This is a genomic window from Bacillus sp. JJ1764, from assembly GCF_036962145.1.
GTDB lineage: Bacteria > Bacillota > Bacilli > Bacillales > Cytobacillaceae > Neobacillus.
The window spans coordinates 1-25,290 of record NZ_JBALNY010000001.1; the positions used below are offsets into that span (position 1 = coordinate 1).

General features: G+C 40.3%; 21 protein-coding genes, 1 other RNA gene, 2 pseudogenes and 1 other annotated feature. Of the genes and pseudogenes, 3 read left to right on the forward strand and 21 right to left on the reverse strand.

Annotated features, from left to right (window positions below; all coding sequences use genetic code 11):
- Positions 1–193 precede the first annotated feature (193 nt).
- The 4 genes from ssrS to V7083_RS00020 form a co-directional block, all read right to left on the reverse strand.
- A non-coding RNA gene (gene ssrS / locus V7083_RS00005) (6S RNA) lies at positions 194–389 on the reverse strand.
- Between the two features lie 66 nt (positions 390–455).
- The gene (gene aspS, locus V7083_RS00010; RefSeq protein ID WP_335474056.1) at positions 456–2,225 is read right to left on the reverse strand and encodes an aspartate--tRNA ligase; all 1,770 of its coding nucleotides are present in this window, start codon (positions 2,223–2,225) and stop codon (positions 456–458) included.
- Between the two features lie 14 nt (positions 2,226–2,239).
- Positions 2,240–3,511: a histidine--tRNA ligase gene (gene hisS / locus V7083_RS00015; RefSeq protein ID WP_335474058.1), complete on the reverse strand. Its 1,272-nt coding sequence runs from the start codon at positions 3,509–3,511 to the stop codon at positions 2,240–2,242.
- A 100-nt stretch (positions 3,512–3,611) separates the two neighbouring features.
- Positions 3,612–3,855: a binding site (T-box leader), on the reverse strand.
- Between the two features lie 58 nt (positions 3,856–3,913).
- Positions 3,914–4,090 carry a hypothetical protein gene (locus tag V7083_RS00020; RefSeq protein ID WP_335474060.1) on the reverse strand — a complete coding sequence of 59 codons (177 nt, stop codon included), beginning with the start codon at positions 4,088–4,090 and terminating at the stop codon, positions 3,914–3,916.
- Between the two features lie 155 nt (positions 4,091–4,245).
- On the opposite strand from V7083_RS00020, the gene V7083_RS00025 reads away from it, so the two are divergent.
- Positions 4,246–6,018 carry an SH3 domain-containing protein gene (locus tag V7083_RS00025; protein ID WP_335474062.1) on the forward strand — a complete coding sequence of 591 codons (1,773 nt, stop codon included), beginning with the start codon at positions 4,246–4,248 and terminating at the stop codon, positions 6,016–6,018.
- A 45-nt stretch (positions 6,019–6,063) separates the two neighbouring features.
- On the opposite strand, the gene dtd is transcribed toward V7083_RS00025, so the two are convergent.
- The 6 genes from dtd to V7083_RS00055 all read right to left on the reverse strand — a co-directional run bounded on the left by dtd (position 6,064) and on the right by V7083_RS00055 (position 14,646).
- Positions 6,064–6,504, reverse strand: coding sequence for a D-aminoacyl-tRNA deacylase (gene dtd / locus V7083_RS00030; protein WP_335474063.1), 441 nt, complete (start codon positions 6,502–6,504; stop codon positions 6,064–6,066).
- A gap of 12 nt (positions 6,505–6,516) precedes the next feature.
- Positions 6,517–8,712 carry a RelA/SpoT family protein gene (locus tag V7083_RS00035; protein WP_335474065.1) on the reverse strand — a complete coding sequence of 732 codons (2,196 nt, stop codon included), beginning with the start codon at positions 8,710–8,712 and terminating at the stop codon, positions 6,517–6,519.
- Positions 8,713–8,941: 229 nt separating this feature from the next.
- Positions 8,942–9,454, reverse strand: a complete 513-nt coding sequence (locus V7083_RS00040; protein ID WP_335474067.1) for an adenine phosphoribosyltransferase — start codon at positions 9,452–9,454, stop codon at positions 8,942–8,944.
- The gene (gene recJ / locus V7083_RS00045) at positions 9,445–11,808 is read right to left on the reverse strand and encodes a single-stranded-DNA-specific exonuclease RecJ (protein ID WP_335474069.1); all 2,364 of its coding nucleotides are present in this window, start codon (positions 11,806–11,808) and stop codon (positions 9,445–9,447) included. Before recJ ends, V7083_RS00040 begins: the two co-directional genes overlap by 10 nt.
- Positions 11,809–11,935: 127 nt before the next feature.
- Complete coding sequence (secDF, locus tag V7083_RS00050; RefSeq protein WP_335474071.1) at positions 11,936–14,203, reverse strand: protein translocase subunit SecDF; 2,268 nt, start codon at positions 14,201–14,203, stop codon at positions 11,936–11,938.
- A 146-nt stretch (positions 14,204–14,349) separates the two neighbouring features.
- Complete coding sequence (locus tag V7083_RS00055) at positions 14,350–14,646, reverse strand: post-transcriptional regulator (protein WP_335474073.1); 297 nt, start codon at positions 14,644–14,646, stop codon at positions 14,350–14,352.
- Positions 14,647–14,784: 138 nt separating this feature from the next.
- Between V7083_RS00055 and spoVB the strand changes: the two genes are divergently transcribed.
- A complete protein-coding gene (gene spoVB, locus V7083_RS00060; protein WP_335474075.1) occupies positions 14,785–16,329 on the forward strand; it encodes a stage V sporulation protein B in 1,545 nt (514 codons plus the stop codon).
- Positions 16,330–16,352: 23 nt separating this feature from the next.
- On the opposite strand, the gene V7083_RS00065 is transcribed toward spoVB, so the two are convergent.
- Complete coding sequence (locus V7083_RS00065; protein ID WP_335474077.1) at positions 16,353–17,018, reverse strand: DUF421 domain-containing protein; 666 nt, start codon at positions 17,016–17,018, stop codon at positions 16,353–16,355.
- Positions 17,019–17,262: 244 nt separating this feature from the next.
- Between V7083_RS00065 and V7083_RS00070 the strand changes: the two genes are divergently transcribed.
- Positions 17,263–17,622, forward strand: coding sequence for a TIGR04086 family membrane protein (locus V7083_RS00070; RefSeq protein ID WP_335474079.1), 360 nt, complete (start codon positions 17,263–17,265; stop codon positions 17,620–17,622).
- A 285-nt stretch (positions 17,623–17,907) separates the two neighbouring features.
- Here V7083_RS00070 and yajC read toward each other — a convergent pair whose 3' ends face one another.
- The 10 genes and pseudogenes from yajC to V7083_RS00125 form a co-directional block, all read right to left on the reverse strand.
- Positions 17,908–18,186, reverse strand: a complete 279-nt coding sequence (gene yajC / locus V7083_RS00075; RefSeq protein ID WP_335474081.1) for a preprotein translocase subunit YajC — start codon at positions 18,184–18,186, stop codon at positions 17,908–17,910.
- 30 nt (positions 18,187–18,216) lie between these two features.
- Complete coding sequence (gene tgt, locus V7083_RS00080; protein WP_335474083.1) at positions 18,217–19,356, reverse strand: tRNA guanosine(34) transglycosylase Tgt; 1,140 nt, start codon at positions 19,354–19,356, stop codon at positions 18,217–18,219.
- A 27-nt stretch (positions 19,357–19,383) separates the two neighbouring features.
- Positions 19,384–20,413: pseudogene (gene queA / locus V7083_RS23700) on the reverse strand (tRNA preQ1(34) S-adenosylmethionine ribosyltransferase-isomerase QueA).
- A 17-nt stretch (positions 20,414–20,430) separates the two neighbouring features.
- Positions 20,431–20,637: a DUF2905 domain-containing protein gene (locus tag V7083_RS00095; protein ID WP_335474089.1), complete on the reverse strand. Its 207-nt coding sequence runs from the start codon at positions 20,635–20,637 to the stop codon at positions 20,431–20,433.
- On the reverse strand, positions 20,634–21,635 hold the full coding sequence (ruvB, locus tag V7083_RS00100; RefSeq protein WP_335474091.1) for a Holliday junction branch migration DNA helicase RuvB: 1,002 nt from the start codon (positions 21,633–21,635) through the stop codon (positions 20,634–20,636). Before ruvB ends, V7083_RS00095 begins: the two co-directional genes overlap by 4 nt.
- 10 nt (positions 21,636–21,645) lie before the next feature.
- On the reverse strand, positions 21,646–22,257 hold the full coding sequence (gene ruvA, locus V7083_RS00105; RefSeq protein ID WP_335474093.1) for a Holliday junction branch migration protein RuvA: 612 nt from the start codon (positions 22,255–22,257) through the stop codon (positions 21,646–21,648).
- 239 nt (positions 22,258–22,496) lie between these two features.
- On the reverse strand, positions 22,497–23,027 hold the full coding sequence (locus tag V7083_RS00110; RefSeq protein WP_335474095.1) for an intercompartmental signaling factor BofC: 531 nt from the start codon (positions 23,025–23,027) through the stop codon (positions 22,497–22,499).
- Positions 23,028–23,145: 118 nt separating this feature from the next.
- Positions 23,146–23,829, reverse strand: a complete 684-nt coding sequence (locus V7083_RS00115; RefSeq protein WP_335474097.1) for a YhcN/YlaJ family sporulation lipoprotein — start codon at positions 23,827–23,829, stop codon at positions 23,146–23,148.
- A gap of 81 nt (positions 23,830–23,910) precedes the next feature.
- Positions 23,911–24,891, reverse strand: coding sequence for a phosphotransferase (locus V7083_RS00120; RefSeq protein WP_335474099.1), 981 nt, complete (start codon positions 24,889–24,891; stop codon positions 23,911–23,913).
- Positions 24,878–25,290, reverse strand: a pseudogene (locus V7083_RS00125) (hypothetical protein); the annotation flags it as partial. The gene V7083_RS00120 and the pseudogene V7083_RS00125, both read right to left, overlap by 14 nt.

The following is a 25,290-nucleotide window of genomic DNA, read 5'->3' on the forward strand; positions in this document are numbered from 1 at the left end:
GACATTTCTCTATTTGTCAGATTGGATTTTGTCCTTCATACCCTTAATAAACGACATTCCTCTTGGGATTGAATCAAGTACGTAGTCTCATAAAAAGCTTACTAAAACAACAAAAAAACGCATAAGAAATTCAAATAAGAATTCCGATGCGTTTATGTTTTGAAACATCAATAAAGAGGTTATGAATAAAGTGAAGAGTCCCAAATATGCCGTCGCTTTAGATCCTTTGTTTTGATCCCGCGCTCAGCAGGTGGGTGTCCTGTTCCTAAAATTGTAAGTCCTCCTGCTCGTAAAAGAGAGAGGCATTTACGCATTGAGAAAACCCGGGCTCCCGTTAAAATAACGTTCGGTCAAAACTTCAGGTATGACAACGTACATCTCAGGACTCTTCTTGATTGACTTAATAATAGCACATTTTTAGGCAGCCTTCAAGGTTACCTAAGCCATAATTACTGTTATTTATTAACATTTAGTGACAAGTATAATTCATCCAGCTGGGCCTTTGAAACCTCACTTGGAGCATTGGTTAACAAGCAACTTGCGCTTGCTGTTTTTGGAAAGGCAATGGTGTCACGAAGGTTGGTACTTCCAGCCAACAGCATGACCAAACGGTCCAAACCAAGGGCAATCCCGCCGTGTGGAGGTGTACCGTAATCAAAGGCGTTCAATAAGAATCCGAACTGTTCTTGTGCCTCTTCTTGCTTAAATCCAAGAGCTTTAAACATTTTTTCCTGAATGTCACGTTCGAATATCCGCAATGAACCGCCGCCAAGCTCATAACCGTTCAGAACAATATCATATGCTTGTGCGCGCACTCTAGATGGATCTGAATCCAAGTATTCCAAATCCTCACGAACTGGCATAGTGAATGGATGGTGTGCCGCAAAATAGCGTCCAAGGTCTTCATCATATTCTAACAATGGCCAGTCAACAATCCAGAGGAAATTAAATTTACTCTGATCAATTAACTCTAACTCTTTGCCAAGCTTAAGTCGCAATGCTCCTAAAGCATCTGCCACGACTTTCTTTTTATCCGCAACGAATAACAGCAAATCACCCTCAGTCGCTTCGAGAGTGGCCATAATTGCTTGAGCATCCTCTTCAGCAAAGAATTTAGCGATCGGCCCATTTAACCCGTCAGCAGTAACTTTTAACCATGCCAGGCCTTTAGCACCGTATACAGCAACAAATTCGGTCAAAGCATCAATATCTTTACGTGAGTACTTATCAGCCGCACCTTTAACATTGATAGCCTTTACTTGTCCACCGCCATTTACAGCTGAAGCAAATACCTTGAAGCCGGAGTCTTTCACGATTTCAGATACATCCACAAGTTCTAAACCGAAACGGGTATCCGGCTTATCGGAACCATAACGGCTCATCGCTTCAGCATAGGTCATCCGCGGGAACGGAACTGTTACTTCAATACCCTTCACTGCTTTCATCAGCTGGGACATCATTTTTTCCATCATGGTCAAAATATCATCTTGGCTCAAAAAGCTAGTTTCGATATCGACTTGGGTAAATTCAGGCTGACGGTCAGCTCGAAGGTCTTCGTCACGGAAACAGCGAGCAATCTGGTAATATCGTTCAACTCCACCTACCATTAGCAGCTGCTTAAATAACTGCGGTGATTGTGGCAAAGCATAGAACTCACCAGGATGAACACGGCTTGGTACCAAATAATCACGGGCACCTTCTGGAGTGCTCAATGTTAGGATTGGAGTTTCTATATCTAAAAACCCTTCAGAATCGAGAAAATCTCTGATTTGCTTCGTTACTTGATGACGCATTTTTAAAGTTTCAAAAATAACGGGACGACGAAAATCCAAATAACGATACTTTAATCGAATATCTTCTGAAGCATCCGTCTTATCTGAAATCATAAACGGAGGCGTCTTAGATTCATTGATGATGGTAACTTGTTCAGCTTGAACTTCTATTTTTCCAGTTTTAATGTTTTCATTTACAGTTCCTTGCTCACGGGCAACCACTGTTCCAACCACATCTAGTACATACTCATTACGGATTTTTTCTGCGGTTTCCAAAGCCTCTTTAGAAACATCCGGATTAAATACCACTTGAACAATCCCTGAACGATCCCGCAAATCAATAAATATTAAGCCTCCAAGGTCCCGACGCTTTTGCACCCAACCTTTTAGGGTCACTTTTTCCCCTACTGCCGATTCTGGTACATCACCACAAAAATACGATCTCCCAAACATAACCGATATCCTCCTTATAAAACTGCTTCTCGCAAATATTGAACAAAAGAATCAAGCTCCACTTCTTCTTGTTCACCTGTTTGCATATTTTTCACGCTGATTTTATTGTTTTTCAGTTCATCATCGCCTAATACTGCTACAAATTTCGCCTTTAACCGATCCGCTGCTTTAAATTGTGCCTTAATTTTTCGATTTAAATAATCCCGTTCTGCTGACAGACCCGCAAGGCGCAGCTCTTGTAGAAGTCCGACGGTATAATCTTTGGCATTGTCACCTAGTGCCGCCAAATAGCAATCAATTCCTGTGTTAACGTCTAACTGAATGCCTTCAGCCTGCAATGCAGCGATAAATCGTTCAATACTTAAAGCAAAGCCAATTCCCGGTGTTTCCGGACCGCCAATCTCTTCTACCAAACCGTTATAGCGTCCGCCGCCACAAAGAGTAGTAATGGCACCAAAACCTTCAGCATTACTCATAATTTCAAAGGCTGTGTGATTATAATAATCTAAACCGCGAACCAGGTTTGGATCAACTTCAAATTCAATCCCAAGCTGTGTCAAATAGGTTTGAACTTTGTCAAAGTATGCCTTAGATTCGTCATTAAGGTATTCAATGATGGCAGGAGCTGTTTTCATTAATTCATGTTCACGGTCCTGTTTACAATCAAGAATGCGCAGTGGATTTTTTTCAAGACGATTCTGACAATCCGAACAAAATTCACCAATTCTTGGCTTAAAGTGACTGACTAATGCCTCTCGGTGAGCAATTCTGCTCTCCTTGTCCCCAAGACTGTTAATGATTAACTTAAGTTTGCTGAGGCCCATTGATTTATATAAGTTCATCGCTAATGAGATCACTTCTGCATCGATCGCCGGGTCACTGCTGCCTAAGGCTTCAACACCGAATTGAACGAACTGTCGGAAGCGACCTGCCTGTGGACGTTCATAACGGAACATTTGCCCTAAATAGTACAGCTTAACGGGTTGGCCAGGAAGTCCAAACATTTTTTTCTCTACAAATGCTCTGACCGTAGAAGCTGTTCCTTCAGGTCTTAATGTTAGACTACGTCCCCCTCGGTCTTCAAAGGTATACATTTCTTTTTGTACGATATCAGTAGTATCGCCGACTCCCCTTGAGAAAAGCTCTGTATATTCAAAAATTGGAGTTCTGATTTCTTGATATTGGTATTTTTCGCAAAGCTCTCTGGCTGTTTTTTCAATGAGCTGCCAAAGCTCAACCTCTCCCGGTAATATGTCCTGAGTACCTCTTGGTATGTTGATTGACATAATGGAGAACCTCCTTTTATCTTAAAGATTTCTTTATGTAAACTTATGGATTGCGGACTTTTTCCAAAAATACAAAAAAACTCCCATCCCTTGTATAGAAACAAGGGACGAGAGTTATATTCCCGCGGTGCCACCCTAGTTGAACGACATAAAAAAGCACGCCGTTCCGCTTAAACAGTTAACGCCTGTTCACGTTCATCTCCTACTAAAGTCAGTACTTTTTCAGAGGGAAACCTAAGGAGTGTTCATTCATTAAGATTCATGCAGAAATGCTTTCAGCCCGGGGCATTCCCTCTCTTTTCCATGGAATTGCCTTAACTACTGTGCTCCATCATTGGTTATATTCAAGTATGCATATTATTTAATATAATACGGAGCATCGCCATTAATGTCAAGTGTGATTTATGACCTTTCCAGATGTTTTTTTAATTTTTTGACATCCCTCATCGTTAGTCCAAATTCAGAGGCTAATTCAATGGGGGCGGCATGCTGTTCCTTTTGGATAAAATCATGAAAGTCCATCCCAAAAATTCTGCCATCCATTGATTGAATGTTCATTCCTTTTTCACTGGAACGCATATGAATCACTCCTATTTTTGATCGATACCAATAGCTTTTCCAAATATAAGAGAAATAATCTTTTTTTAATAGATTTGTTGGTCCTTTTTAACAATTTAGGAATGAATTTCAGTAGATTTTACGCTAAAATATTATAGTGTAAAAGGAGGGGAAGAATGTCAAAGAGATCAAGGGTATTGCTATTATGTTTCATTCTTTTATTAGGAGCCTTCCTACCGCCAGGAAAAGGTAGTGCATCTAGTGGGACGGTTACAATTGCTAGTGATTTCGTTAACATCCGAAGTGGACCTGGGTTAAGCTATTCCTTAGTTCAAAAGGCCAAACGGGGAGATAAGTTTCAAATTATTAAAGAGCAGGATGATTGGATTCAGATTCAGCTGTCGTTCGGCAAAACGGGTTGGGTGGCAAACTGGCTAGTCAATAAGGACAATCAAAATACCGCTCCGACATCCACAACAACATCGACTGGTATGACGGCCAAATCTATCTCTGATCAGCTTAGGGTTCGATCCGGTCCTGGGACAAGCTTCCGGGTAATAGGATATCTAAATACAGGACAAGTTGTCCCTGTTATTACCCAAAATGAAAACTGGGTGAAAGTTTCCTCCACATTTGGCGAAGGCTGGGTCTCGAAAGACTTTGTTACTGTAACCTCAGGGCAATCGAGTAATCCTTCTTCAGGAAGCTCTGGAAGCATCGGCAGCGGTGTCGTAAATGGCGATATTATCAATGTTCGGAAGGAACCAACCACTTCAAGCACCATACTAGGAAAATTAACAAAAGGAACAAAAGTAACGATTTATTCTAGAAAAAATAATTGGCTTGACGTAAAATACTCCAATTTGCGTGGCTGGGTCAGTGCAGATTTTATTACAACAGGAGCAAATACTACAGGTAGCACCCCACAGCAGGGATCAACCAACATAAATGGAAAGGTGACCGCTACTAGTTTAAATGTCCGCTCAGGCGCTTCCCAAAATACAGCCATTGTTGGAACCGTTACCCAGGGGCAAGTCTTTGTCATCTTAGCTGAAAGCAATAGTTGGGCTAAAATTGAATATAAAAAAGGCAGCTATGGTTGGGTGGCCAGCTGGTATTTAGAAAAAACAACAGGAACTACCTCCAGTGGATCCACGAATTCTGGACAAACCAGCAGTCAACAAACGGTAACCATTTTAACAGATGGAACCAATATAAGAAAGACTCCAACAACAGGATCAGACGTTGTATTACGTGCAAATAAAGGCGACAAGTTCCCGGTCAAAAGTGTCCAAAATGATTGGTATGAAATTACATTGAATAATGGATCAACCGGGTATGTTGCAGGATGGATTGTATACATAAACGGGCAGGCTCCTGCCATCGGCAGACCGAGTGCAGAAGGTTATATTAAAGGAAAAACAATTGTCATCGATCCCGGGCATGGCGGCGAAGACAGCGGTACATTGGGAGCAACAGGTACCTTGGAGAAAAAGCTTACACTGCGAACAGCACAGCTTCTTTACGATAAGCTTAAAGCAGCAGGAGCAAATGTTTATTTAACTCGCAGCAATGATACTTTTATCTCGCTTTCCTCACGTGTGAGCGTGGCCCAGTATAGAAATGCCGATGCCTTTATCAGTCTGCACTATGACAGCAGTATTGACCGAAGTGCAAAAGGAACAACCGGTTATTATTATCATTCCTACCAGAAACAATTGGCTGAAACGGTCTTTTCTTATACGGCCAGTCAGACAAGATTAAATAACCGTGGGGTTCGGTTTGGAGATTTCCATGTGATTCGGGAAAACAGCCAAAAAGCCACACTCATTGAGCTTGGTTACTTAAGCAACCCCCAAGAGGAAATTACGCTAAACTCCAGTGCGTTCCAAGAGAATGCAGCTACCGGGTTGTATAATGGATTATCAAGGTATTTTAAAAATAATTAAAAAAAAGAAGCATTCCATCTGATCGGAGTGCTTCTTTCATGTTCATTACTTACTTTCCACAATTAACGTAACTGGACCGTCGTTGGTTAAGGAGACGTCCATCATGGCTCCAAATTCCCCTGTTGCCACTGTGATCCCTTTTTCGCGAAGAAGGCGATTAAAGGTTTCATAAATCGTAATGGCATATTCTGGACGTGCAGCCTCGACGAAGCTTGGTCTTCTTCCTTTGCGGCAATCTCCATAAAGAGTAAACTGAGAAACGGAAAGAATTTCGCCGCCGACATCTACTAGGGATAAATTCATTTTTTCCTCAGCATCTTCAAAAATTCTAAGATTGGCAATTTTTTCAGCCATGTAAGCTGCATCTTCTTCCTTATCATCGTGGGTTACTCCGACAAGCAATACCAGTCCTTTGGAGATTTCCCCCACCACTTCTCCATTTACGGTTACCTTTGCAGATTTACTGCGTTGTACTACTACTCTCATACTTAGAACTCCTTAATTCATCAATCGGCGTACTGAATAAACATCAGGAATTTGCTTGATCCGGTCAACAACTTTTTGTAAATGACTCACATTGTGAATGGCAATGGTCATGACGATGGAAGCCATTTTATTTCGGTCCGTTTTCCCCGTTACAGCTGAAATCGTTGTTTTCGTTTCATTAACAGCTTGAAGAACTTCATTCAAAAGACCTCTGCGATCAAAGCCGCTTATTTCGATATCAACGTTATATTCCTTACGGTCATTTAAGGAAGATTCCCACTCGACTGGGATTAATCTTGATTGCGCATCATTGGTATCAATATTGGTACAGTCGGAACGATGGACAGATACGCCTCGCCCTTTTGTTATATAGCCGACAATTTCATCACCCGGAACTGGATTACAGCATCGAGATAAGCGAATTAATAAATTATCAATTCCTTGTACACGTACCCCGGATTCCCGTTTTTTAGAGTTCGGAAACGCCTTTAAATCCGTGATAGCTTTGGTAATGTTGGCTGACTGCTCTTGGTCGCGTTTTTTGCGCCATTTTTCTGTTAAACGATTGGCAACCTGCAAAGCGGTTACCCCATTGTATCCTACCGCTGCGAACATATCTTCTTCGTTGGTGAAATTGAATTTTTCCGCTACCTTTTTCAGGTTTTCAAGCGTTAGTATTTCTTTAACGTCAAATTCCATATTGCGGATTTCTTTTTCAACCATCTCTCTGCCTTTTTCGATATTTTCATCCCGGCGTTGCTTTTTAAAGAAAGCACGGATTTTATTTTTAGCCTGAGAGGTTTGGGCAAGTTTCAGCCAGTCTTGACTAGGACCATAGGAATGTTTGGATGTTAGAATTTCAATAATATCGCCAGTTTTAAGTCTATAATCCAAGGTTACCATTTTTCCGTTCACTTTTGCCCCGATCGTCTTATTGCCTATTTCCGAGTGAATACGGTAGGCAAAATCGATCGGAACGGATCCGGAAGGTAATTCAATGACATCGCCTTTTGGTGTAAATACAAACACCATATCTGAGAATAAATCAATCTTTAATGATTCCATAAACTCTTCTGCATTGGCTGTATCATTTTGGAATTCAAGGATTTCTCTGAACCAGGTCAGCTTTTGATCGAAAGTTGACTCATCACTGATCGTTTTTCCTTCTTTATAAGCCCAGTGCGCTGCAATACCGAACTCAGCAATGTTATGCATTTCAAAAGTACGGATCTGTACTTCCAGAGGATCGCCTTTTGGTCCAATTACAGTGGTATGGAGTGACTGATACATATTCGGCTTAGGCATTGCAATATAATCCTTAAAGCGGCCAGGCATTGGCTTCCAGCAAGTATGAATAATCCCCAAAACGGCATAACAATCTTTAATACTGTTTACAACAATTCGAACAGCCAACAAATCATAAATTTCACTGAATTGTTTATTTTGCAAGGCCATTTTTCGATAAATGCTGTAAATATGTTTAGGACGACCGGATATTTCTGCCTTGATTGAAACTTCTCCCATTCTTCCCTTTACTTCTTCAATAACATCGTCAAGATACTGCTCACGCTCAGCACGCTTCTTTTTCATTAAATTGACAATTCGGTAATATTGCTGAGGATTCAAGTATCTTAAGGCTGTATCCTCCAACTCCCACTTGATTTTTGAAATCCCGAGGCGGTGAGCTAAAGGGGCAAAAATTTCAAGTGTTTCATTGGCAATCCGACGCTGCTTCTCCACTGGAAGATGTTTAAGAGTCCTCATATTATGCAGGCGATCGGCAAGCTTTATCAAAATTACACGGATGTCCTGAGCCATGGCAACAAACATTTTCCGATGGTTCTCTGCTTGCTGTTCTTCGTGCGATTTATATTTAATTTTCCCTAATTTTGTAACACCATCGACAAGCATGGCCACTTCTTCGTTAAAAGCAGCCGCAATATCCTTTAAAGATATATTCGTATCCTCTACAACATCATGAAGAAAACCGGCTGCCACCGTTGCTGGATCCATCTGGAGGTCTGCCAGGATACCGGCAACCTGAATCGGATGGATGATATATGGTTCGCCCGATTTTCGATATTGTTCACGATGAGCATGTTTAGCAAACTCATAGGCTCGCTTTACCAATTCCACATGCTCAGCATTTAAATATATTTTCGTCTTGTCGATGACTTGGTCGGCTGTTAACACTTGATCATTTGCCATGAAATCACCTTTATTTTCATTACATTTTATGAAGCCATTCTATTAAAAAAATAAACTTATGTTACTTTATAAAATTGTTACTAAATTAAAATGATTGTTACTATTATCGAAAAAAAAAAGGAAGATGTAAAGAGATTTAGACTTATTTCCACAAATTATGAGAAAAAAAGCAAATTTTTGATGATTAACAAAGAGAGCACTCTTTTCTTGAGTGCCCTGGAATGATTGACTAATACTTCATTAATGTTAAGACATCATAGCCGTCTAACTTGCTACGACCATCCAAGTAAGATAATTCAATAATAAAAGCAATACCTGCAACGACACCACCAAGCTGTTCCACTAATTTAATAGTGGCGTCAATGGTTCCGCCTGTAGCTAATAAATCATCGGTAATTAAAACACGCTGTCCCGGTTTGATCGCATCTTGGTGGATGGTTAAGACATCCTGGCCGTATTCCAATCCATAGCCCACTTTGATGGTTTCACGAGGTAGCTTTCCTTCTTTCCGCACTGGAGCAAATCCAACTCCTAATGAATAAGCGACCGGACATCCGATAATAAATCCGCGAGCTTCTGGCCCAACGATTATATCGATTTGTTTATCCTTCGCATAGGATACAATTTGGTCAGTGGCATATTTATATGCATCCCCATTATTCATTAATGGAGTTATATCTTTAAATACTATTCCTTCTTTTGGGTAATCCGGTACGATAGCTACAAATTGCGTTAAATCCATTGTTTAATTGCCTCCTCAAGATCAGCGGACTCCATCAAAATTTGATCAAACCATTTCTTTAATTCGTGGAAGGATGAATACAATAGGTCCTGTTCAAGCTGGTATTGTTTCATTTTGGTTTGATATGTGATTGAATCCGTTAAATCACGCTTCATTGGTTGATTGTTTAAAGTAATAAATCCATTATTTATTGTAACAAAATCCAGTTCATAAAACACCTTTGCTAAAAAAGAGATTGTTTCCTGCGACCAGCCCCGATGTTTTGCAATATCTTCACCATATCGTTTCAAGTCAATGGACCCTTTTTTCAAAAGCAATCCGTAAAACCATTTAAAATGCTCCCTGGTTGGTACGGTACTGAAAAAATCACTGGATTCCTTATAAAAATAAGCATAAATTCTGGCTGGTTGTTTTCCTTTTAATAAATGAAGGACGATTTCTTTAGAAAATGGGAAATCTGCCAGAATCATATTCGCCTTATCAACGTTAAGATCCCTTGCTTCATCAGGATGTTGAATAAGAATGGCATCATCTTGTAAATTGGCATTTATTTTATCATAATTGCCTTTATTAAAAAAAATAATCTTTCTATTATGGGACGGGACCACATTTATAATACTATTCAACCTCTTTTGTCCCCGAAAATCAAATAGCTGCCAAGATTGAACGGAAAGATCTTGGATAAATATTTGAGGTTTACGGATATTATTCCATTCATTGATGGATAATTCCCCGATTAATGAAACCTTCGAGACAGGAGAAATTTCTTCCACTAACGGTCCCAAACCAAAACCAATTCCATCAAGACTTGATTCATTTTCTTTCACCATTAACTTCAAGTGGTTCTGGTCACTGCCAATTTTTTTAATGGAAGTAATATCCACATTTTTAATTAACACCTTTGGCTTGGCATTATCCATCCCAAAAGGGGCAAGAAGATTCATTTCTTCCAGTGAGGATAAATCGATGTCCTCAAGATTCACTTCCTCGTCCAAATAAGTGATGGGGACGAAATCCTCTTCTGTCAAAAGGTCATCCGCCAAATTATTTAAACGATCGCGAAGCTCCGCAACATCTTCAAGTTTTAGTGTCATCCCCGCTGCCATAGGGTGTCCCCCGAAATGGGGCAACAATTCACGACAGGTCGATAAATTTTGGAAAAGATCAAATCCTGGAATACTACGCGCTGAGCCTTTGGCCAGACCCTTTTCTCGGTCATAGCTTAAGACAATGGTTGGCCGATAATACTTTTCAACCAATCTTGATGCAACGATCCCAATAACACCAGCATTCCAGCCCTCTTTTCCAATAACTAATACTTTATTGAAATTAAGAGGAAAATGGGTTTCTACCTCAGAGATGGCCTCTTCCGTAATGGTATTCACGATAGACTGCCTTTCCTTGTTATGCGCCTCCATTTCCTCTGCAAGCATGACTGCTTCATCCGGATCTTCTGAGAGAATTAACTGTACGGCCAAATCAGCATCAGCCAATCGGCCAACTGCATTAATCCTTGGCGCAAGTGAAAAGCCAACTGTTTCTTCATTAATGGAAGCAAGATTTACACCAGCTAATTTAAATAAAGCTTTTATACCCATATTGTTTGTTAATTTCAGTTTTTCGAGTCCCTTTTTGGCTATCAAGCGATTTTCACCTTTAAGCGGAACTAAATCGGCAATGGTGCCAATCACAGCAATCTCAAGCAAATGCTCCGGTACGCTGCCATATAAGGCATGAGCCAATTTAAAAGCTACTCCCACACCGGCAAGATCACGGAATGGATAAACACTGTCAGGCAACTTGGGATGGATGATTGCAAGTGCTTCCGGTAATTCAGGGCCTGGTTCATGATGGTCGGTAACAATTAAATCTAGACCCAGTTCTTTGGCAATTCCCGCTTCATGAATGGCGGCAATCCCCGTATCTACTGTTATGATCAGTTTAATTCCTTGCTCTGCAGCATGGCGAAAAGCAGGTTCATTTGGTCCGTATCCTTCTGTAAAACGGTTAGGAATATAAAAGTCAACATTTGCCCCTAGATCTCGGAGAGTGATCATTAATACCGAGGTACTGCTGACCCCATCGGCATCATAGTCCCCAAAGATTAAGATAGGCTCCTGTGTTTCAATTGCTTCACGAATTCGTTTAACTGCCACGTCCATTCCTTTCATTAAAAAAGGATCGTGGAACTCATCTTTTCCAAATAAAAAATACCGCGCAGAATCAACGGTATCTAATCCACGATTGACGAGCAGTGACGCGACAAGAGGTGTGATTTTCAACTCTTTTTGCAGCTTTTCAACTAATGTTTGATCAGAATCTCGAACAACCCATCTTGTTTTCGACTGTAGCATCTTTTATGTGTCACCTCTCAGACTTCTTATTATACAGGAGCTAAGACATGCTTTCAATCATAGATATGTTAAATACTTTTGAACAAAGAAAAGCGGAAGCACTTTTCAATGCACTTCCGCTGACTTTTTATACTTGTGGTTGGTCGCTATATTTTTTCTTTTCTTTAACGGTTTTAATAACGCCTTTCTTTTTAAGCTCTTTACACTTAAATACATACCATAAAGAACCTGCAATAAAGACTGAGGAATAAACACCCACGATTAATCCAACAAACAAGGCGATAGAGAAGTTACGAATAGATGGGCTTCCAAAAACCATCAAGCAAATAACCGTAATGAGAACTGTTAAAACCGTGTTAAACGAACGAGTTAACGTTTGGCGAATACTTACGTTGACGACATCCGCTATATCCTGAACCGTTTTCAGGCGTTTTTTCTTTTGCATATTTTCACGAACTCTATCGAAAGTAACAATCGTATCGTGATTTGAATATCCGATAATCGTTAAGATCGCAGCAATAAAGTTCAAATCAACTTCAAGTCTTGTAATACTAAATATGGCAATCATAAAGAAGGCATCGTGAAGGATTGCAGCAACGGCAGCGATAGCCATGTATGCTTCAAATCGAAGGGAAACATAAAGGATAATCCCGATTGAAGCAAACAATACTGCGAAAAATGCATTTTTCGCAAGTTCCTTTCCGACAGTTGGAGAAACAGTGCTGACGTTTGGCTCATAACCAAATTTCTTTTTGAAGTCCGATTTCAATTCAGCAATTTCTTTTTGGGAAAGTACACCAATCATTCTGACTGCACCAATTTGCTTTTTATCACCTGAGATGACAATATCATCAGGTGTTAAATGCTGCTCAGTAAAAGCATCTTTTACTTTTGAAGTAGTCAAAGGTGTTTTTGACTGAACCTCTACCCGGGTTCCACTTGAAAAATCAATACCCAAATTCATGCGGAAAATGGTGATGATTACAATCCCTACAACAAGTAAAACTCCCGAAAGCATAAAAATCTTATTCCTGACTTTAACAAAATCAAATCTATCAAATCTGGTAGGGAGGTTGATTGTATCAACATTCTCATTTATAGATCTAATTTGAGACTGACGTACTGAAAACCAGCCATGTTTATTTTTTAATAATCCACTGTGGACCCAAAGTCCTAACAAGAACCTTGCTCCGTAAACATTGGTGAGGAAGCTCATAAGAACACTCACAATCAACATCGTTGCAAATCCTTTTACAGAGCTGTTCCCATAGAAAAATAGCACACCAGCAGTTAGGATGGTAGTTAAGTTGGCATCAAATATGGCTGTAAAAGCATGTTGTTCGCCAGCTTGGAAGGCAGATTTAATGCTTTTCCCCACTTTAAGTTCTTCTCTAATCCGCTCATAAGTGATAATATTGGCATCTACAGCCATTCCGACCCCGAGTATAATCGCTGCAATTCCCGGCAAGGTGAGAACTCCATTCATCCAGTCAAATATTAATAAGACAAGAAAAATATAAATGGATAATGTGATGGTAGAAATAAAGCCTGGAAAACGGTAATAAAAAATCATAAACAGATAAATTAGAATTACCCCAATGATTCCTGCAAATACGGTGTCATGTAAAGCATTTTCTCCGAATTTTGCTCCAACAGAGGTAGAGTACACTTCTTTCAGCTTAACGGGCAATGACCCTGCCTTTAACAAAGAAGCTAACGTTTGGGCTTCTTTAACAGTGAAATTACCAACAATCGAAACGGTATTTTGATTAAAAACTTGATTTACAGTTGGTGCTGATAAATATTTAGGATCCTTTTTTGTCATTTCTGATTTAAAGGAATCCTTACCTTCTTTATAATCGAGCCAAATGACTAGAAGATTACTTCCATATGGTCTGCTAGAAATATCCTTCGTAACTTTTGCAAACTTATCGGCACTTTTTAAAGTTAATGAAACGCTAGGTTTTCCGTTTTCATCAAAAGTTTGCTTTGCTCCGCCCTGCTTTAAATCAGCTCCGTCCATCATAAGCTTGTCATTCACATCGCGGAAGCTTAGATTTGCCTGTGTGGATAGAATTTCGCGAGCTCTATTTTGGTCTTTAACACCTGCTAGTTGAACTCGAATGCGATTTTTGCCTTCAATCTGAATATTCGGCTCACTGACACCCAGAACATTAATCCGTTTATCGAGTGCCTCAGCCGTACTGGCTAATACATCCTTGTCAATTTTCTGACCCTTTTTCGCCGGTTGTACCTCATATAAAACCTCAAAACCGCCTTGGAGGTCTAGCCCAAGCTTAATATGATTTAAGATGTTCTTCGTCGTTGCTCCCATTGTGCTTCCAATTAATAGAACCACAAGAATAAAAGCAACAATTCTACTGCGCTTTACCATTATGTAGTTTTCCTCCTTAGTGCGCATGCATAGTACTGATACGAACAAGCCCTATACAACTATATTAAAAAGTCACTGCTTTCATTATGGAATAAGTAGGAATACCTGTCAATTTACAAAAAAATGAAATGACAATAGCAATTTCATTATTTCAATAACTCTTTAAGTTCATTTTCATCTTCAAATGAAAACTCGGTGGATTTATACGCTTCAATTGTGGCGTAATTGATATAGTCACTTACCTTAACGGATAGAATATCCTGAATCATTTCAAATAACTTTGGCTCATTTTTTACCTTTTTCCACTTTTTCCTAGTTAGATATTGCCAGAATTCTTCCGCTGATACAGAGTCGTACCCCAGCAAGGCAAACTCCTCTAGTTTACTCCAAATAGCTGGCTGCACTTGGGTACGAAAGTGATCAAATGTGTGACTAATATCCATTTTTACTGCTCCCTCTGGGTAACACCCCAAAATATGAAAGAATTTAAAAAGCTGTTAGTACTTGTCATGCTTTGTCCACCATGCTGCATATAGATAATTGTATATGAAATCGCCTATTTTGAGAAGGTGGGAAGGTGAATGTCGAAGTTTTTAAAGGGGACTTTTATCCTGTTAATCGCGGGATTAGTTACAAGAGTCCTTGGTTTTATTTATCGGATTGTCCTAGCACGCAGTATTGGTGAAGAAGGCGTTGGTTTATATATGATGGCCTATCCAACCTTTATTCTCGTTGTGACGATCACCCAATTAGGACTTCCAGTAGCTATTTCGAAAAATATTGCAGAAGCAGAGGCTAGGAAGGATTATGCAGAAATAAAAAAAATTCTGGTCGTTTCGTTAGCAACAACCATTCTCTTATCGATCATCATTACACCGGCCCTAATTCTCCTTGCCCCGATGCTATCCGAAACTTTATTTACGGATAAAAGAACGTATTATCCATTAGTTGCCATTGCACCTGCACTGCCCATTATTGCTATTTCATCCGTGTTAAGAGGTTATTTCCAGGGAAGACAAAACATGCGTCCCTCTGCCTTATCCCAGATCTTTGAACAAGTTGTCCGGATTACTCTGATTGCTGTCGTAACTAAAACCTTTTTGCCTTATGGAGTGGAATACGCAGCAGCCGCCGCCATGGGTGCATCAGTCTTAGGAGAGCTTGTTTCACTCATTTATCTTTTAACAACCTTTAAATTAAAAAAACGGTTTAAATTACGAAAGGACTTTTTCCAATTTGTCCATAAAGGAAAACGGACGTTTAACGATTTAATGAAGATTGCCTTGCCGACTTTAGGGAGCAGAATGATTGGCTCCGTTTCCTGGTTTTTTGAACCAATTGTAGTAGTCCATAGCTTAGCAATTGCCGGTGTGCTTGCTGTGGAAGCGACAAAACAATATGGGGCTCTAACTGGTTATGCGATGCCTCTGTTAATGCTGCCTTCGTTTGTCACTTTTTCCTTGGCAACGTCTTTAGTCCCGGCCATTAGTGAAGCCAATACACAAAAAAACTATAAATTAATCGAATATAGGCTTCAGCAAGCATTGAGACTGACCTTTTTAACAGGTGGACTTGCTGTGATTGTCCTATATGTATTAGCCGACCCGCTAATGCAATTGATGTACGGTTCAACGAAGGGGGCTTACTTTATCAGGCTGATGGCACCATTCTTTCTCTTTTATTACTATCAGGGTCCGCTGCAGGCTGTTTTACAAGCGTTAAACCTTGCGAGAGCAGCGATGATTAACAGTTTAATTGGTGCCGTGATTAAAACAGCAGTAATCTTTTTTCTCGCTTCTCAAGAATCATTTGGCATTACCGGAGCTGCCCTCGGAATCATTGTCGGCTTTGTCCTAGTCACAGTCTTGCATTTTGCCACCGTATTGAAAAAAATCACCTTTGCTATTTATGTACGGGATTATGCTAAAGGATTTTTAGTAATGGGAATCTCCGGTTGGCTTGGTTATTGGTTATTTGCCCATACATTATTACACGAATCATTGGCCATAAGAGTCCTTTCATCCTCCGGAGTTATGGGAATGTCTTATGTTATTCTATTGTACTTTTTTGGACTTATTAGGAGAGAAGAGCTCCAACGCATCCCATGGATCGGTAAATTATTATAAAAGACACGCAGATTTGCGTGTCTTTACTCTTCGTCCATCAAATCAATATAAAACTTCCCATTCTCATAGCTGCAAAAAGATATTTTTTTCAGATCACGGTAACCCCTTTTTTTCATTTCCTGACGTAGCCACAAATTTGTTTTATTGATCCGCTGTAAATTCTCTTCCTCTACAGTCCCATCGAGAATAAGTGGAATAGTGATGTCACCGCTTTTCGCTTCACTCGAATCACTGCCCTTTTGTTTTTCAATTACTGATAGACTTCCGGAAGATTCCAATATGGCAAACTCTACATCAGCAATACTGCGAATATCCTTTTCGCGAAGTTGCGTCAATAAATCGTCGAAGTTGTAACGTTGCTTCCGCATGGCTTCTTCGTCAATTTTTCCTCTGTTAATGATAATGCTCGGTTTACCGTCAACCAAGTCCCGAAATTTTTTACTTTTAAGTGAGATGATTGCCATGATAATTTGAACGGTCATTAACAAAACCATCGGTAAAACCGCCTGGAAAATTTTGACAGTCGGTCTTTCAATAGCAACAACAGCTAGCTCACCAATCATGATAAAAACGACCAGGTCAAGAATACTTAATTCTCCTATTTCTCTTTTACCCATTAATCGAAAAATGACAAGGATTAGGGCATAAAAAAATATTGTCCGAAAAATAATGGTGAGAAATTCCTCCAATTGTTGTCGCTCCTTTTTATAGCGTTCGCTTGTATTGTTCACAGATAACAGGAATTCATGAAAGGAATTATATCCCAAATTATTTAACAAAAAGATTCTACTTTTAATACTTGGTGAATACGCTTGTACTAGGAAGGAAACTATGGTCCGAGGCTAGACACCTATAGTTAGAAGGGTTAGTCAGCCTACAGGCAGTTAAAGGAGGAGAGGAAAAATCGAATCAAAAAGTTTTGGTACAGCAATTTTGTTTGGAATGATTTTCATTTTCGTATTTGCCGTCATCTGCAGCCTGATTTTTTCTTTAATACTAAGATATACATCCGTACAAGAATCATCGATACAATATATTACAACGGCATTGTCATTTGTTGGGCTGTTCGGCGGAGGATTTCTTTCTGGTGGAAAAAGAAAAGAGAAGGGCTGGCTTATTGGGGGAACAACAGGTCTTATTTACTCCTTAATTGTATTTTTAGCCCAATACCTAGGCTACGACCGCCTATTTGATGCAGAGCAATTGATTTATCATACTTGTTATACATTAATTGCGATGATGGGCGGAATTTTAGGAGTCAATCTTGCTTCAGGTAATTCTAGAACAGCATGAAAAGACAAGCGAAAAGCGCAAGCGCCCTGGTCAGCGGCGTATGGCCTGGAGTCTCTCCAACTGAGATAAAGGAAACACGAAGAGCCAAGTCACTACCTGAGTTAACATCCTGAGGCTTTGCGACGAGATGAACAGTCACTTCCTCGAATATGCTTTGGCGCAGGAGCAGGAGGCGATTCTATGTTGACTTATCGTAGGGCGGAGAGCGAAGGACACTAGCCGCTAGGGGGCTGGAGCTAGACAATAAAAAAGGAAGCCAACTTTTTTAGTTGGGCTTCCTTTTTATTATGCTTGTGTTTCTTTGCTTTGCTCCGTTACTTCACGGATAGCAGAGCGATCATACGTCAGGCGGCTTCCATCACCGCATTTAATGACAACCTTATTATCATCGATAGAATCGACAAAGCCATGTAATCCGCCAATGGTGACGATTTTATCACCTTTTTTAAGCTCGTTTTGCATTTGCGACACTGCTTTTTGGCGTTTTTGCTGTGGGCGAATTAATAAGAAATAGAACAACACAAACATTAAAATCAATGGTAGTAGTGTAGTTAAGTTACCCATTTGTATTTTCCCTCCTTTCAAAAATATCTATTAGAAATTTCTTGCGTTCGGCTTATTAAAACCGTAACGCTCAAAAAATTCTTCTCTGAAATCACCAAGCCTGTCTTCCATGATAGCTTGTCTGACTTTCTCCATTAATCTTAACAGAAAATAGAGATTATGGTAAGACGTTAAACGAATTCCAAACGTTTCATTACAATGAATTAAATGGCGGATGTATGCCCTGCTGTAATTTCGGCATGTGTAGCAATCACATTCGGGATCAAGTGGACCAAAATCACGCGCATATTGAGCATTTTTCACGACTAAACGCCCATTACTAGTCATTAATGTACCGTTACGGGCAATTCTAGTCGGCAATACGCAATCAAACATATCAATACCGCGAATTGCGCCATCAATTAATGAATCCGGAGAACCCACTCCCATCAAATATCGCGGTTTATGGGTTGGAAGCATCGGTGTTGTAAATTCAAGAACACGATTCATGACATCCTTTGGTTCCCCAACTGATAGTCCACCAACTGCGTAACCTGGGAAATCAAGTGAAACTAAATCATCTGCACTCTGTTTACGAAGCTCTTCGTATTCCCCGCCCTGGACAATTCCAAATAAGCCTTGATCTTCCGGTCGTTGATGGGCCTTTAAACAACGCTCTGCCCATCTTGATGTTCTCTCAACTGATTTTTTCATATATTCAAATGAGGCCGGATAAGGAGGGCATTCATCAAAAGCCATCATGATATCAGAACCAAGAGCGTTTTGGATTTCCATTGCTTTTTCCGGTGATAAAAATAGCTTTTCACCACTTAGGTGATGGCGGAAGTGAACTCCTTCTTCTTCAATCTTTCGGAACTCACTTAGACTGAATACCTGAAATCCGCCAGAATCCGTTAAAATGGCCCGATCCCAGTTCATGAATTTATGTAGGCCGCCCGCTTCTTTAATGATTTCATGTCCCGGACGTAGCCATAAATGATAGGTATTACTTAAGATAATACCTGCTCCCATTTCCTTTAAATCTTCAGGGGCCATTGTTTTAACGGTTGCCAATGTCCCCACAGGCATAAACGCCGGGGTATCAAACGAACCATGTGGAGTATGTACTTTCCCGAGCCTTGCTCCTGTCTGCTTACATGTTTTAATTAATTCATATCGAATTGCAGTCAACTTGTTTTCTCCTTCCTGATGAACGGATTAGATGATGAACATCGCATCCCCAAAACTAAAGAATCGGTAGCGTTCCTGTACAGCTGTTTTATAGACATGCAATACATTTTCTCTTCCCGCTAAGGCGCTAATCAGCATGATTAAAGTGGATTTGGGCAAATGAAAATTCGTAATCATACCATCAATCGCTTTAAATTCATAGCCTGGATAAATAAAAATATCGGTCCAGCCGCTTCCTTCGGTAAAGTTCCCATTATTGGCAGAAGCAATCGTTTCTAGCGTTCTCGTTGACGTTGTACCAACTGTAATAATTCTGCCACCCTTTTTCCTTACATCATTTAGCAGCCGGGCCGTCCTATCCGTAACCGTATAAAATTCAGAATGCATTTCATGTCCTTCAATATCATCTACATTAACCGGTCTAAACGTACCAAGGCCGACATGTAAGGTAATAAAGGCAATATGTACACCCTTTGCTTTCACCTCAGTTAGAAGTTCCTCTGTAAAATGCAGTCCTGCAGTTGGCGCAGCAGCAGAGCCAGGTTCCTTCGCGAAAACGGTTTGATAGCGGTCACGGTCATCCAACTGTTCTTTTATATAAGGTGGCAGCGGCATCTCACCAAGCNNGATCAAGCACCTCATAAAATATTCCATCATACTTAAACTCAAATATTCTTCCGCCATGTTCTTCTGTTCCGGTACACACTGCCTTTAGCAAACCATCACCAAATTCAATCTCAGTGCCTTCTTTGATTCTTTTGGCCGGTTTAACAAGTGTCTCCCATTGATCACCTTCCCGCTGTTTTAAAAGCAGGACTTCAATTTTTGCTCCGGTATCCTGTTTCACACCAAATAGGCGTGCCGGCAATACCTTCGTGTCATTTAACACAAGGCAATCCCCTTCACGCAAATATTCGGTAATATGTTTAAAAACTTCATGCTTTAATTCGCCTGTCTCTTTATTCAATATCATCAAGCGGCTGTCAGATCTATTGTTTAATGGAACTTGGGCGATTAATTCTTCTGGTAAATAAAAATCAAATAAATCTAATTTCATCTAATTACATCCTTACTTTATCTAAATCTGCCAATCAAATAGAAAATCAAAGACAACACAATACTAGCTATGATTGAAGTTACAATAGGGAAATAAAAAGTAGTATTCCCTTTTTTGATCACAATATCACCGGGTAATTTTCCAAGATGCAGCACCGGCATGAGCAACCCGATAAGAAAGATCACTCCCCCGACGATCATCAGGGTTTTAGATATGCCTGTCATGGCGCAGGTACCTCCAAGCCGAAATGATGATACACAGCCGTGGTTACGATTCTTCCGCGTGGTGTTCGCTGCAAGAATCCAATTTGTAACAAATACGGTTCATAAACATCTTCAATCGTTTCAGACTCTTCTCCAATGGAAGCAGCAATAGTATCAAGTCCAACAGGTCCTCCGCGGAATTTTTCAATAATCCCCTTAAGCAACTTATGATCGATATGATCTAATCCAAGTGGATCGACCTGCAGTAGTTCGAGTGCTTCCTTAGCGAGTAGAAGGTGAATCGTCCCATCCCCTTTTACCTGAGCAAAATCACGGACCCTGCGCAGCAAGCGATTGGCAATCCTCGGTGTCCCCCTTGATCGCCGGGCAATTTCTGCGGCAGATGGTCCATCTATTTCCGTTTCAAATAACTCGGCTGTTCGTTTGACGATGCTTTTTAGTTCATCCTCCTTATAATACTCGAGCCGGCCTAAAACTCCAAATCGATCCCTGAGTGGTGCAGATAAGGAACCTACTCTTGTGGTAGCTCCCACAAGCGTAAAAGGTGGCAAGTCAAGGCGAACAGAACGTGCACTTGGACCCTTCCCAATGACGATATCAAGACAAAAATCCTCCATCGCCGGGTACAATACCTCTTCAATCGATCTTGGAAGGCGGTGAATCTCGTCGATAAATAAGACATCACCCGGCTCAAGCGCAGTTAAGATAGCTGCCAAATCCCCCGGCCTTTCAATTGCAGGCCCGGATGTTGTCCGAATATTAACTCCCATTTCATTTGCAATGATCACTGCCAATGTAGTCTTCCCTAATCCAGGCGGACCATAAAGCAACACATGGTCCAAGGTTTCTTTCCTAAGCTTAGCCGCTTTAATAAAAACATCCAGGTTATGCTTCACCTGTTCTTGGCCAATATACTGCTTTAATGTTTGCGGTCTGAGACTTTGTTCAAAGCTCATTTCGCTCTCATTTACATCACTGGATATAATCCGGTCATCCATGTACCATCACCTATTTCAAAAGGCTCTGCAACGCCTTTTTAATATATTGATCCGTTGAAAGTTGTTCTTTTCTCAGTTCAGGAGTAATCTTTTTGATTTCCTTCTCTGAATAGCCCAATGCCTTTAATGCAAGGATGGCTTCTTCAAACGCAGTTTCGTTAGGTTGCGTATGTAAGGCTATTTGGTCCGCATTAAATAAATTTGGAAAATAGTCTGGAACAATATCTTGGAGTTTTCCTTTTAAATCAAGGATCATTTGCCGTGCTGTTTTTTTGCCGACACCAGGAAACTTAATCAAAAAGCTTTCATCTTCATTTTCAATAGCATGTACCACCTGCTGCACTTCACCCGAAGCAAGGATGGCCAATGCTCCTTTTGGTCCTATACCGGAAACATTCAAAAGTTTGGTAAACAATTTTTTCTCTTCCCTTGATTCAAACCCGTATAAGGCCATGACATCCTCACGCACATAATGATACGTAAAAACAGTAACCATTGTTCCCATTTTTCCTGAATAGATAAACGGATTGGGGGTTGAAATTTGGTAGCCAATCCCGTTGTTTTCAATGACGATATACTCCGGACCGACAAACTCGACGGTTCCTTTAATAAATTCAAACAATCCGATTCTCTCCTCATAACCGCTAAATCGAGCGTCATTAGCCTGACACTGTATTTCATTCTACCATACAATTTCATTGGTTTTAAGAAATAAGATTAGAAAACTCGCCGATTGGCGAGCCTTTAGGCGAAGACAGAGGAGTAGTTGCCCTTATGCCTGATAGGAAAGTTTTTACTTCCTATCGGCCAAAAGAAAAAAATCAGGCCGATTTATAGAGATCCCGGTCTGATTTTCGTTTATTATTCTTTTTTTATGGAATATGACTTAAAGGTTTCCAATACCTCAACATAGCGATCTTTCGTTTTAATTGGTATACCCTGCAACAATTGTTGCTGTGTGTTACTTTCTAACTTTTTCATGTCTAGTTGAAAAAAGGATTGAATAATTCTTAGCCGATCAGGTCGTCCATTAAAAATCGTGAGGACACCATCTTCGGTAATGCCAAAAAAGCCATTTGCTTTTAATAATGGGGAGATATCATCCTCTTGCTTTCTAAATACAAAAGTTTCACCATTAATATCTATAATTTGCCACTGATCATATTTTGCCCAGAAATTCTCCATAGACCAGCATGTTTCATGGACTACCTCCTGACTAATTTCACCATCTAGGTACATTCTTTCCAAGACGACCGTAAAGTGCTGAGGCTCTGTCTGTTTATGGCCATCCATTGAGGCTGCTAAGGCAGAGACATTCACGTTCAGTACCGCATAAATAGTAAAGCAACTCATCAAGATATAACGGATGTTCCTCAATAAATTGGACCTCATAACACTCACCTCTTTTAGTCAATTTGAACATGCCTTACAATCCTAGTTTAACCTTTATTTGTCTTTTTATCCGAATGGCCGTAAAAAAGAGGCAAAGCACATTGCTTTGCCTCTTCACTTACTGTGGCACCTCGTTATTGTGATTGCGGTCACGCCCTAATGAGCCCTCATCAGTAATAACCTGAACATTTTTGCCATTGGCATAAGGCTTTACCGCCTTCTCTATCGCCTGTTTTGTTTGTGAAGCTTTACGGTTATCAGCTAATTTCACCGATATCATTACGGTATTTCCGTAAGCGACTGACCTGATGCTTCGAACATTATCGACGGCCCTTACTTTATTTCTGATTTGATCCGTTATCGTTTCCTGGACTTTGGGTTCTGTTGCCGTTCCCATTGTACCGGTTCTTTTATTTAAATGTCCGTGGTAATTCATATCACTCGTGCTAAATCGGTTATCGCGCTGGAAAAAGTTGCGGTCCGTCTTCGCTAAAGGGGTAGTTGGATTTTTCGGATTCCCGTTTTCATCCCTGGTCTGAAGAAGCCTTCTTTTTTCCGAACGGGTTACTGCATCTTCGTCTCCCATAGTATGATCCATGATTTCTGTCATGGCCCCATCGTTATCTCTTAGCAATTCATGATGATTTGACGGGTGGTTTTCATTAGAATAATATCCTACCGGTCGTAATAGATTTTTACTGGAATCATTTACACCGGCAGTGTTACGGTTGTTATCGGAACAACCTGCTAATCCAAAAGATAGTAATGCCGCAAGAGGAATCAGCCACTGCTTCTTATTCAAGCGAAAAACCCCCTCTAATAACATCCTGAGCATCAATCACATGCTCATTAATAGGGTGTTTCGACAAGGGGATTTTCATACTTATTCAATCTGATCCAAAACCTTTTCAAAAAATTTCTTCCTACTGTAAAATTGGCCAACAGAAAGGTCTATCACCTGTTTTAATTTTATTTGATCACTATAGGTCTTCTCCCTGATTAACCGATTCCACTCTCGAAAAATATCCGCTGGATAAGCAAGAGCAACCATAAAGCTCCTGTCTTCACGATGTTTTTTAAATTGCGGATAATAAAACAGTTTATCAAGTGACCAATCTAAGTACGGTAAAATTCGATTGGCATATTGCAAATAATCAAATTCTGCAGGACCAATACTTACTAAATCAAAATCAATCAAATATAAATCACCTTTTCGATGACGGAGAAAATTGTGGTGAGCCACATCCCCATGGAGGATAACGGGAGGATTATTTGCAAAGCTATCCGGTATTTTTTCAAATTGATTTAGTGACCACTGAGCCCACGAGATCCATTCAGAAATAAAGGGCTCACTGATAAAATAGCGAAGAAACGGAAGATTATTTGCAAATATTTGCAGTCGTTCTTTCCATTTTCCAAGTAAATCTGCCTCAGAAAGTAAAGTCCGATAGCGGGAAGTACATTTTTCAGTAATCTGATGAAATTGTTCTATTATATCTAAACCATCCTGGCGATTTTTTTGAGTATGAAATGAAAAAGCTGTTTTATTTGAAGGAATATACTCGATGCAGCCAAAGTATATTCCTTCGAAAAAGAGATCTTCACCCATTGGTGGAGAAAGAAATTGATAAGTTTTGGAAAACCCTTCTTTTTTAAGAGTTGCCGTAAAAGCTTCTTGTAGTTTTAGTTTCTTGTTCGACTGGTATCCTTTAATTACATAGGTTTTACTGGTTGTTTTTAACAGAAAAACATTCCCATGTAGAGGTTTTATTTTGGTAATATCGATAAACTGAGATTTAAAATAAGAGAAGAGACGATCAAAATATGCATCGTCTCGTGCTTTTTTTATATTAGCTGCTTTCATCTTGATAACCCGGCATTCCAAATGTCGTGCCCATTGGTGCCATGCCATAAGGATTCATAAACGGTGGCTGGGCTACATTGGCAGGTCCAGTATAGGGGGCACTATAAACGGGCGGAGTTGGTGGGACAAAATTAACTGGTGCCTGGGCTGCAGGTGCGCCACATCCGCAGTCATTAAGAGCACCCGGTCCCATAGGCTGTCCTTGTGTCATTGCACCTGGCATTGCCATTTCAGGCGACTCCATTCCCATTGGTCCCATCATCCCCATTTGACCAGCCATTTGTGGGTATCCATACGGCTGTCCATAACCGCCAACCCCATACGGGTTCACCGCTCCCGGATTTCCATAAACCGTTTCAGGCATCGGCTGTCCATAACCTGCTGGCATTTGGCCGTATG